Annotated in this window: 6 protein-coding genes and 1 pseudogene; 4 read left to right on the top strand and 3 right to left on the bottom strand. The window is 37.8% G+C overall.

All coding sequences use genetic code 11. The annotated features are described in order from the left end of the window. Positions 1–1,674: pseudogene (locus H6F39_RS19345) on the top strand (Eco57I restriction-modification methylase domain-containing protein); the annotation flags it as partial. Between the two features lie 101 nt (positions 1,675–1,775). Here H6F39_RS19345 and pheT read toward each other — a convergent pair. After that, positions 1,776–4,211 carry a phenylalanine--tRNA ligase subunit beta gene (gene pheT / locus H6F39_RS19340; protein WP_190397245.1) on the bottom strand — a complete coding sequence of 812 codons (2,436 nt, stop codon included), beginning with the start codon at positions 4,209–4,211 and terminating at the stop codon, positions 1,776–1,778. Between the two features lie 77 nt (positions 4,212–4,288). Continuing rightward, positions 4,289–7,486: an alpha-mannosidase gene (locus H6F39_RS19335; RefSeq protein ID WP_190372785.1), complete on the bottom strand. Its 3,198-nt coding sequence runs from the start codon at positions 7,484–7,486 to the stop codon at positions 4,289–4,291. Between the two features lie 154 nt (positions 7,487–7,640). Between H6F39_RS19335 and H6F39_RS19330 the strand changes: the two genes are divergently transcribed. After that, positions 7,641–8,891, top strand: a complete 1,251-nt coding sequence (locus H6F39_RS19330) for a hypothetical protein (RefSeq protein ID WP_190372784.1) — start codon at positions 7,641–7,643, stop codon at positions 8,889–8,891. 15 nt (positions 8,892–8,906) lie between these two features. Here the strand turns inward: H6F39_RS19330 and xth are convergent, their stop codons facing one another. Beyond that, entirely contained in the window at positions 8,907–9,689 is a 783-nt protein-coding gene (xth, locus tag H6F39_RS19325; RefSeq protein ID WP_137909606.1) for an exodeoxyribonuclease III, read from the bottom strand. Positions 9,690–10,054: 365 nt separating this feature from the next. On the opposite strand from xth, the gene H6F39_RS19320 reads away from it, so the two are divergent. Then, complete coding sequence (locus H6F39_RS19320) at positions 10,055–10,252, top strand: hypothetical protein (RefSeq protein WP_137909605.1); 198 nt, start codon at positions 10,055–10,057, stop codon at positions 10,250–10,252. 33 nt (positions 10,253–10,285) lie between these two features. Beyond that, positions 10,286–11,308, top strand: coding sequence for a zinc-binding dehydrogenase (locus tag H6F39_RS19315; protein ID WP_190397244.1), 1,023 nt, complete (start codon positions 10,286–10,288; stop codon positions 11,306–11,308). The last annotated feature ends 280 nt before the right edge of the window (positions 11,309–11,588 follow it).

Here is an 11,588-nt window from a genome sequence, read left to right as displayed (position 1 = left end):
GTTTTAAATATTGCGGATATGGAGGTTTTAAAACCTTTTCATTGGGGTTATCATTTTGATCAAATTATTGCTAGGGGTGGTTTTGATATTATTTTGGGTAATCCTCCTTGGGAAGTTTTTCAAACTGATGAAAAAGAGTTTTTTCAAAGATTTGACAATTTAATTCAGAAAAAGAAATTAGATATAAAAGCATGGACAAAACAATTTAATAAATTTATGGAAGATGAGGAAATGCGTCAAGCATGGTTAGATTATTGTAGTGGTTATCCTCATGTTAGCGCTTATTTTAAAAATGCTGAACAATATCGCAATCAGAAATCTTTAGTTGACGGTAAAAGTGTTGCGAGAAAAATTAATTTATATGCTGTCTTTTTGGAACAATGTATTAATTTACTTTCTCCAAATGGTGAATGTGGTTTGGTTATTCCTAGCGGTATTTATACTGATTTGGGTACTAAGCAATTACGGGAAATGTTGTTTTCGCAAACTAAGATCACTGGTTTATTCTGTTTTGAAAATAGAAAGGCTATTTTTGAAAATGTTGATAGTCGCTTTAAGTTTGTGGTTCTGACTTTTCAAAACCTCGTAGGGGCGAATGGCCATTCGCCCCTACCCTTACCGAATGACAATTTGCCCCTACCATTACCAAATGGCCATTCGCCCGTACCATTACAGGGTACAATATCATTTCCGGCTAGGTTTATGCGTCATGATGTAGGAGAATTAAATAGTTTTCCTGATGATGATTGTATTCATATTTCTGTGGATTTAATTAAACGGTTATCTCCTGATTCTATTTCGGTTATGGAGTTTAAATCTGATTTAGATATTTTCATTGCGGAAAAAATGAGTCGCTTTCCGTTGTTGGGGGAGGAAATTCAGGATAAGTGGAATTTAAAGTTAACACAAGAATTTAATATGACAACTGATAGTCATTTGTTTAAAACTGAACCGGGAAAGGGAAGATTACCTTTATATGAGGGGAAAATGATTCATCAATTTACCCACAAGTTTGCTGAACCTCGGTACTGGGTAGAGGAGGAGGAAGGAAGAAAAGCGGTTTTAGGTAAAAATGGTGTTGATAAGGGGCAAATGTTAGATTATCAGTGTTATCGTGCAGGATTTCGGAAAATTGCTAGTAATACTAATGAAAGAACATTAATTACAACAATTATTCCTCCAAATTTTCATGCAGAAAATTTTCAATCTATTTTACTTTGTTCTTCTGCAATTTCTCATCCTCCTAATTATCAAGAATGTTTATATTTAGTAGCTGTTTGGAATAGTTTTTTAGTTGATTATTCTATTCGCGGTCGAGTTTCAGCGAATCTCAATTTTTTCTATATGTATCAAACCTGTGTTCCCAGATTAACAGAAAAAGACCCATATTTTCAAGAAATAGTAGAACGTGCAGCCAAACTAATCTGTACCACAGCAGAATATGATGAATTAGCGAGAGAAGTAGGATTAACAAGTCATGAAAACGGAATTACAGACGAGAGAGAAAGGGGTAAAATCCGCGCGGAATTAGATGGAATAATTGCCCATTTATATGGATTAACAGAAACAGAATTTAGTCATATATTGAGTACCTTTCCCATAGTAGCAGAAGAAGTGAAAACAGCGGCTTTAAATGCTTATCGGGAGTTAAAAGATACCCGACTTCTTTTTTAATTGTGTCAATAAATGATAAATTAATCAAATTAATCAAATTAATCATAGAAGTCGGGAACCGAAAAGATTAATATTTCAGCGGGAAACAAAAACCGCTGTCATTAACTTCTCAAATTGACACCAAACTTCTCTACCAAAGCAGAACGCACGTGATTATGAACTGGTTCAATTTCATTTTCTGTCAGCGTGCGATCGCTGGCACGATATACTAAACGAAAAGCTAAACTGCGTTGTCCTGCGGGTACATTGTCACCGCGATACTCATCAAACAATTCCACAGAATTTAACAACCCTTTCCCCGCTTTATTAATGACTTTTTCCAGTTCGGAAACTGTCACTTTTATTGGTGCGAAGAAGGCCAAATCTCTATCACTTGCTGGATAAGTAGAATAGGAACTAAATTTAGGAATTAATAAATCATCATCATCCCAAGCATCCAACAAAGCATCTAAATCTAATTGAAACACATAAACTGCCTCTGGTAAATCTTTTTCGCGGCGTAATTGGGGGTGAATTTGTCCAAATGTTCCCAGACGATTACCTTTTATCCACAATGAAGCTGTGCGTCCGGGGTGTAAACGAGAATCTCGATTTTCTGGTTGAAATTCTACCGCTAATTTAAGTTGTTTAAAGACACTTTCTAAAATACCTTTAGCTTCAAACCAGGTCATGGCCTTTTCCTTACCACCCCTTGACCATTTACCGCTAGTTATATCACCACCGATAATTCCGGCCAGCACTTCTGCTTCTTGTAAACCCTCTTCTTCACTCCAGAAAATCCGCCCAATTTCAAAACCATTTAACGCCCCATTTCCCTGTTCTAAATTGTATTGGAAAGCGGTAATTAAACCAGAGATTAAATCAGTGCGTAAAGCTGAATATTCCGCAAATAAAGGGTTACTTAAAACAATCTGTTTATCTTCCCCTGGTTTCACCAAAGAATATTGCATTAATTCCGTCAAACCCTCAGCCCGTAAATAACCGCGTAACCTGCGAATTAATTCTTGATCTAAAGATAGATAACCAGCTTCGGATTTTTCTGGTAAGGTATCGCAGAATTTATCATAACCATATAACCGGGCAATTTCTTCAATTAAATCAATTTCCCGTTCTAAATCTCGATAACGATAGGGAGGTACTGTAACTGTCCAATTCCGTTCGTCAATTTTTACCAATTCACATCCTAAAGCGGTGAGAATTTTTTCTACATCTTCTGGTTGTAATTCTCCTGTTTCTTGTCCTAATTCAATTGGACCTAATACTTGATTAACTTTATCCAAACGCAGGTAAATAGAATGAGACCAAGTAGAAATATCTGGACGATAATCAGAAATTTGTTGTTGAACAATTACCCCAGCTGCTAATTCTTGAATTAAGGATAAAGCCCGGTGACAAGCTATTTCTAATTCAGCCCGATTTACGCCTCTTTCGTATCTTCCAGAGGCTTCACTTCTTAACCCCACACTGCGAGAAGAACGACGAATGGCTACAGAATCAAATAACGCTGCTTCTAAAACTAAACTTTGTGTACCTTCATAAACTTCCGTTGCTTCACCACCCATAACACCTGCTAAAGCCACTGGTTGATTATTAGCAGTAATTAATAAATTTTGGGGTGATAAATTGCGATTATTTCCATCTAAAGTTTTTAAAGTTTCTCCCGTTTGTGCAAACCGCACCCCCATTGTTAATTGTTCTCCACCAGAGAGAGATTGTAAACGGTGTTTGTCGAAAGCGTGAAGAGGTTGTCCTCTTTCTAATAAAACGTAATTAGTGATATCAACCACATTATTAATTGGTCTCACTCCCGCAGACCGTAACCGTTGTTGTAACCATTCAGGAGAGGGTGCAATTTTGATGTTTTCAACAACCGTACCAATATAAGCAGGACAAGCTTGGGTTTCGGAAATTTTCAAAGTCAGGTTTTTTGCAGTTTGAGTATTTTCTACTTTCGCAATTTCGGGAATTGATAATTTTCCTCCAGTTAAAGCTGCTACTTCCCGCGCAATACCCACCATAGATAAAGCGTCAGCACGGTTAGCGGTAGCAGTGACATCTAAAATCACATCTTCCAAACCCAACAGGGGACGCACGTCACTACCTAAAACCAGATTTTCTTCATTAAAGATATGAATACCGTCAATATCCGTGGGTAAACCCAACTCTTTTAAAGAACATATCATCCCATGGGAGGGAACACCGCGCAGTTTTGCGGGTTTGATTTTTAAATCAATATTAGGTAAATAAGTTCCTGTAGTGGCCACAGGGACATAGATATCTGCGCGGACATTCCCAGCACCACAAACGATATTCACAGTTTCCGCAGCACCAATATCTACTGTACAAACGCTTAATTTATCTGCGTTAGGGTGTGGTTGACGTTCCAGGACTTTCCCCACAACTACCCCTGCGGCCCAAGTGCGACGATCTTCTATATCTTCCACTTCAAACCCGGCCATTGTCAAGGTTTCCGCCAGTTCTTCTGGAGTCAGTTTAATTTCTACGAGTTCTTGTAACCAGTTGAGAGAAATACGCATGGAGTCTGTTTGTTGAGATTAATCTTTTGCTCTAATTTTATATTAAGATCTATGCAGTATATCTAGATAAACCCAATCTATATGTTGACGACAACCTCAAAAGTCATAATTTTCCCAGGTTGAATATTCACAGCCCCTTGACATACTTCCTCAGACTTGATATACTGTTCTAGTAAGTCTAATGGTTGACCTAAGGTGAGAAAATCACTTCGCAAAAATAACTCTGCTGTTTTTCCATGACATTCATAACAGCGAAGAATGTATTTTTCAGGTTGATCTTCACTGGGTTTAAATGCCATAACAATTAAATTATCCGCTGATAGTTCTAAAAAACTTTGACTTTCATCAGCATTTGTGTGAAACTTACGCTTTAGCGGATTTACTAATATTTCCAAGGGTACATTTAATTCATAACCTCGTTTAACTGTATCCCCTTCTTCCCAACTCCCTAGATGAGAATACAAGCCATAAGTAAATTGATGTATACCTATATCAGCTTGCTTGTCTGGCCATTGGGAACTTCTCAGCAGAGTTAACCGCAGTTGATGAGGTTGAGCATCGTAACCATATTTACAGTCGTTAAGAAGACTAACCCCGTATTTTCCGGTTTGCGTATCTGCGGTTATATCTGACCACCGTAAAGCGGGTACTTCCCATTTTGCTTTATCTGCGGGGGTTTGGGGATTTGTGGGACGACGGATAACACCGCAGGGGATTTCATAAGTGACAAATTCCGCTGCGAAATTGAGGGGAAAGGCTGTTTTTACTAATACCTGATTTTCTAGCCAATTTACAGTATTAGCTATTTTCAAAAGTGGTGAACCAAGCTGTAAAATGTAATCTTGACAAAATTCCGATTTTCCCAATTGACGCACTACCCGCAAGCGTTGTTGAATTTCTCCATATTCTTGCCACTGAATTGATTTTAATTTTGTTGGCGGTAGAGGTTTGGTGTTATAATCAGGGTCAATATTCCAAGCGTCCCAATATTGGCCGCTGTCGCTAAAAGCTTGGAGTTGGTTTCCCGCACCATTTAAAATTTCTCGTTGTTGGGTTTTATCAAAGACGCTATCCAGATCTCCAGTTTCTGGGTTAACCTGGATTTGTAGATATTCATTTTCTAAAATCCAATTTTTCGGAAATATTTGGGGTTGTGTGGGGGAAGTTCGAGACAGCCAGAAAATGCTGTAACCTAGAGATGGGACTGTTGGGAGGAATAATAAAGTTGAGTTTTCCCAAGGTTGGGAGGAAATTTCTTTTCCTTGAATATCGAAAATTCCATAATTCTCTCCATAATTTTCATATTCTTCTTGGTCTGCTGTGATGATTTTCGATAAGTCAACGCTGACAACTTCCCGACGTTCCCAGTTGAGAGGGTTGAAAATGATGATGGGGATGGCATTACTATAAGGTGGTTGTGGTAAACTAATTTGGGATGCTATATCTATTAATGACTCTGCTAAGATATTTTTCCCGACTTTTTCCACTGCTTCCCATGCTGGTAAAGCGTCTTGGTAAACTTGAGTAATGGAAGAACCAGGTAAAATGTCGTGAAACTGGTTAAATAAAACTTTTTTCCAAGCGGTTTCTATTTCTGTGTGGGGGAATTTTGTACCGCAGAGGATATTTGCTAAAGTTGCGAACAACTCAGCACTATATAATAGATGTTCAGATTTGCGATTCCAGCGTTTTTGGTCTCCGTGAGTAGTATAACATCCCCGGTGAAATTCTAAATAAAGTTCGTTTTCCCACGTTGGTAAATTTTGACTTGGTAAATTTTGACTTGGTAAATTTTGACTTGGTAAATTTTGACTTTGAGATTTTATTTCCTGGAGATATTTTTGAGCAGTTGTAAATTTCAACTTGGGGAAAATCGGAGAATGTTCCCAACGTCTCGCAACTTCTAACATATCACGAGTCGGACCTCCACCATGATCACCAACACCAGGAAGCCAAAGACTAGTTTGTAAACCTGTTTGGGTTTTCCACTCACAAGCATACTTGGCCATCTTAACAGGTTCAACGGTTTCGCCCATGGGTGGAGACATAAAACTTAATATTTGACTACCATCAGGCGATCGCCACCAAAATAAGTCATAATTAAATTTAGTTGTATCATTCCAGCGAAGTTTTTGAGTAACAAAGAACTCAATTCCCGCATTTGCGAGAAATTGGGGTAAAGTCGCACAAAAACCGAAAGTGTCAAGCACCCAAACCACAGGGGATATTTTTCCAAACTTGTGGAGAAAATACCGCTGGCCATATAATAACTGACGAACTATAGACTCCCCAGCGATTAAATTCAAATCTGGTTCTACCCAAAAACCTCCCAAAATTTCCCATTTTCCCTTTTCAACTTGATTTTGAATTTCTCGAAATAGGTCGGGACGATTTTCTTCTACCCAAGCGTACAAAGCTGGTGTAGTATGACAGAAAATCAATTCGGGAAAATCCTGTTGAAGTTTTAAAACTGACTCAAAAGTATTTTGTGCTGCTTTCCAAGTTTCCGCGACCACCCATAACCATGCTAGATCTAAATGTGCATGACCCAATAAATGAATTTCCGGTTTTTGTTCACAGATAAAATCACATAAACCCAAATAAGTTGGTCGTAAATTCAGTAAATAGGTTTTCCAGTCTTGGTTTTCGGTGTTTTTGAGATTTGTAACTCTTTCAACTGCTGCTGATAAAGCTGGTAATTTTTCGGGTGCGAAGTTTTCTAGAAGAATTTCCGCAATGGCCAATTCATCAGCGATAAAACCAGCGTCATAATCATTATAGATCATCGTCTCATAAATTGCCAGCGATCGCATCAAAGCCCCATCACAATGTCCCGGACTAACTAACCGCAAAATTATGGTAAAATTTTCTCCAGGACTTACCTGAGGACTAATTAAAACCCGTGGTGAAGCATCAAATAAATCACCTACTAATGCTAACTCACCATTAACGTATACCTCTACATTTTCAGCCCACCAAACCAAAGCCAATCGCAAACACAGACCGCTTAAAGGGAAATCATGTAAACTGTGGGGAATAGAGAAATTTTGTCCTAACCATAATACCTGTTTTCCGCCTTTCCAGGAAATATGGCCTTTTTCATTAACTGCAACTGGTTGCCAATCAGTTATACTAAATGGCATAAAATCAGTAACTACTGCGTCAGTTTCGTGATATTTCCAGTTTGACTGGATATCAACCTGACAACAAGCACGTAAATTTTCAATAGCCGTGGATATAGATTTGGTATTTAATGATGGTAAAGGAAGAGTCATATTTCCAGTAAAATAATCCAGTAAAATAATCCAGTAAAATAATCCAGTAAAATAATCCAGTAAAATAATCCAGTAAAATAATCAGGTTGATAATTAAGAATTTTTGATTCTTAAACTGAAGATCATCCAACGCTACAACTTCAACATTATAACTATGTCTTCGAGTTCTTCAAATCGCTATCAAAGTAAACTGTTTAATTTTGTCTACCAGCAGACTCAACGGTTGACCCAAACATGGGAAAACATCTTCAAAAATCTACAAGTTGCGACTCAGGTGGGTGTAGGTTCTCTACTTTATCCACTTTACCAGCTATTGCCACAAAAAGAATGGCCGGAAAAAAAAATACAGTCCACAATTCCTCCAGCAACAGACGCACCAATTCAACATATATTAGATACAGTTAAAAATCTTCCTGCTGGGGGTAGTAATTTAGAGATTTCCCCAAAAACAAATCCTTTAACTCCTTTAACTTTTATAGGATCTTTGTGGGGGAGATTTTTCCCTGGAGAAAGTTCCTCAACCCCGAAAAATCTTCTCCAACAGCATATACCCAAAGTCCAGGGAATTGCTACGGAGTTAAAAACTGGTAATTTGGTGTTAGTTGGTACTGATAATCGCATTTTCGATATTTTCACAACCCAGGAAAACTCCCAATTAAAGGATAGAATTAATAGAGAAATTAATCGTTACGAGTATTCTTTACAATTAACCCCTCTTTCGGAAAAAGAAATATTACCAGAAATTGATTTACTACTAAATAAACTAACTGATAAAAAACCAACTCAACTTTTTAGTTTTCTAGATAAATTAGTTGCTAATTGGGAAATTACAGCTTTAGTCCCCATAGAAAAAAGCGGTCAAAAAATTCTTGATAACCTAGTAGTTAACAATGATGATTCAAAAACCGAAAAAGCGGATATTACTAATTTAATGACCGCAGCGATAAATTACTTCTTAGGAGGAAGAAATATTTATCAAATTGAATCAAATGCTACTGCTGAAAAAGTAGAAATTAAATCAGACCTCCAAAACAGTTTACCGCTAAATAATGGAGATGCTTGGTTGACATGGGACGATCTATTTGGTAATCCCAGTACCAATATATCAGATCATAGTGGTTTTAATCCCCTAAAGCCAACAAATTCGAGATTATTGCATAACCGGGAGAAAATAGCCCAAAAAGCGCCTGAATCTGAAAATCAGGGATGGGAGGAAAAAAACAATCAAACCAGCCAAGGATTTAATTTTAAACCCGACTGGATTGATATTTCTGCGACCTCCTTAGGCTACGAAAAGCACCCCCTAGAACAAATTTTACACTGGTTAGATATGTTCATCTCATGGATAGAACAGATACTAACAAACACGGTTTATTTTTTCCGAGGTTTCTTATTAGGGAGATAAATAAATAGGATAAAATTAAAATTCGACAATAACTGGTGTATGGTCACTGGGTTGATTTAACTTTCGTGGTTCAACATCAATAATACAACTTTGAGCGCGTTCATACAAATCCAGGGTCAGATAATGATGGTCTATACGCCAACCCAGATTTCGCTTAAACGCAGCGGTGCGATAATCCCACCAAGTATAGTTTTCTCCTTGATGATTAAATTTACGAAAAGCATCTGCGAAACCTAAACTCAGAATATCTCGTAAAGCTTGACGCTCCGGTACAGAAGCCATAATGTGATTATCTATTTTTACTTTATCATTAATATCTATATTTTCCAAAGCAATATTAAAATCACCACAGATAGAAATAGGAGAATTTGTTAATAGTAATACCTGTAAATACTCCTTGAGTAATTTTAACCAACCCAACTTATACTCATACTTTTCGCTACCTATAGATGAACCATTAGGAACATAAAGATTAACAATTCTGATTCCTGAAAACACACCTGTAATTACTCTTTTTTGTGTGTCCCATTCCGCATCCAAACCTGGTAAAATAGCCGTAAAACCCGTACTGACATCTGTTAAAGACTGACGACTAATCAAAGCAACTCCATTATAGGATTTTTGTCCTGATATATATAAATAATAACCTAATTTTTCAAAATCGAGACGGGGAAAATCCTGATCTATAACCTTAGTTTCTTGTAAACATAAAACATCAACCGGATTTTCGCTTAACCAATTAATCACCTGTTCCAACCGTGTCCGTACAGAATTTACATTCCAAGTAGCAATTTTCATGGTTTAGTCATCAAAGTAAATGCAAAATAAAAGTCAAGTGTAAAGTAATTGTCCCATAAAAATTTAGTTATTGATGATCTTGGCCATAGATGAAACAAGTTCATATTTGTAATATGATCCCCGCGATAGATGAACCAAGTCTATACTAACTTGTAGGTTAATAATGTTTTCATAAATTTTTCGTTTTGATAAATATCTTTTTGGATCTTTTTGGGAAAAAACCATAAAATACCGTTAATTTAGCATTCGTTGATAGTTTTCAGCGCTAATTCTCTGAAGATCTTACTTTCTTTTAAGTGAGATAAATAGATATTTCAACCATAATACTACTGACTTGTCGTGATTTTTGCAAAGGAGTATTTAGTATGAGTATTATAGTTAACACTTGTCCCTGTTGTGGTGGTTCAGTTTTGCGTCATGTTCGTTACCATGGAGTTTATTGGTTTTGTCTCTCCTGTAAACAAGAAGTACCAGTCTTGAATATCAATATTGTATCTGATACAATATCACATTTAGAACCCCATCATCAAGAAATTTTACCTCAAACTGCTTTGAGTTCTTAAATTTTTCTTTTCTCCTAATTTCTCCCAACTTCTATGTTAGCAGCATTACTCTACGGACAGGAAAATTTCCGTCTAGAACAAGTTCCCGAACCCACTCCCGCAGCGGGGGAGGTAGTAATTCAAGTCGAAGCAGCCACCACCTGCGGTACAGATTTGAAAGTATGGCGACGCGGTGGCCATGCTAAAATGTTAACACCCCCGACCTTGTTTGGCCATGAAGGGGCGGGGCGCATTGTGGCTGTCGGTGCTGGGGTAACTAAGTGGCGGGTGGGAGATCGCGTAGTAGCAAATAATTCAGCCCCCTGCATGAAATGTTTTTTTTGTCAACGTCAAGAGTATTCTTTATGCCCCAATTTGACCTGGAATAACGGTACATTTGCGGAGTATATGCAGATCCCCGCGCCCATTGTCCAGCATAATCTATTACAAATACCCGACCAAGTACCTTCCGTATTAGCCGCCATGACCGAACCGCTGGCTTGTGTATTACATGGTATCAGCCGTTCCCAGGTCAAACCCCATGACCGAGTAGTGGTTTTAGGTGATGGTGCGATCGGCTTAATGTTTGTAGCAGTTCTCTCGGAATATACTGAAGTAATTCTGTGGGGTGGTAATGATAAACGCTTAGAAATCGGTGAAAAGTTAGGTGCAGCCCGGACTTTTAATTATCATCAAGTCACAGATATGACTAACACAGTCAGGGAATTAACGGATGGATGGGGTGCAGATGTGGTTATAGAAGCCACTGGTATACCGAGTGTTTGGGAAAAAGCGATCGCCTGCGCCCGCCCTGGTGCAACTGTCAATCTATTTGGCGGCTGTCCCAAGGATACCACAATTACCGTCAATACGGAACAACTCCATTATAGTGAAATTACCATCAAAGGAGTATTTCATAATACTCCAGAATATGTAAAATCCGCCCTATCACTGATTGCTAGTGGGACAATTTCTTTTGACTTACTAATTAGTGAACAAAGACCTTTACAGGATTTAGAACAGGTATTTATGGATATGAAAGCGCGGAAAGTGATTAAAGTAGCAATGTATAACTAAAATAGGCAAATCACCCTCGTGTTATCCCTATCCTACCTGGGCGATTATGTCATGCGGCATTTTAGCTCATCTCTAGAGCAAATTTTATGCTCTTTTGTACTCTTTAAGTTTCCTGAATGATCAATCAAATAGACCCATTAGCATAGTTACATCTTCATGAACACTATTGACCGAAAATAATGGGATACAAGCCCCGTCCACTTCGACAAGCTCAGTGCATCGCTTCTAGGACGGCTTTTCTTGATTTTTAATATACTCTTTTAATATCTCTAGTGGCGCA

The sequence above is a fragment of the Dolichospermum sp. FACHB-1250 genome, assembly GCF_014696335.1.
GTDB classification, from domain to species: domain Bacteria; phylum Cyanobacteriota; class Cyanobacteriia; order Cyanobacteriales; family Nostocaceae; genus Dolichospermum; species Dolichospermum planctonicum.
This window is presented reverse-complemented; position numbering and strand designations above follow the sequence as displayed.

Excerpts from the sequence above, each read along its gene's own strand:
- H6F39_RS19335 (WP_190372785.1), bottom strand. The coding sequence starts at position 7,486 with ATGACTCTTCCTTTACCATCATTAAATACCAAATCTATATCCACGGCT.
- H6F39_RS19320 (WP_137909605.1), top strand. The coding sequence starts at position 10,055 with ATGAGTATTATAGTTAACACTTGTCCCTGTTGTGGTGGTTCAGTTTTG.
- H6F39_RS19330 (WP_190372784.1), top strand. The coding sequence starts at position 7,641 with ATGTCTTCGAGTTCTTCAAATCGCTATCAAAGTAAACTGTTTAATTTT.
- H6F39_RS19315 (WP_190397244.1), top strand. The coding sequence starts at position 10,286 with ATGTTAGCAGCATTACTCTACGGACAGGAAAATTTCCGTCTAGAACAA.
- pheT (WP_190397245.1), bottom strand. The coding sequence starts at position 4,211 with ATGCGTATTTCTCTCAACTGGTTACAAGAACTCGTAGAAATTAAACTG.
- xth (WP_137909606.1), bottom strand. The coding sequence starts at position 9,689 with ATGAAAATTGCTACTTGGAATGTAAATTCTGTACGGACACGGTTGGAA.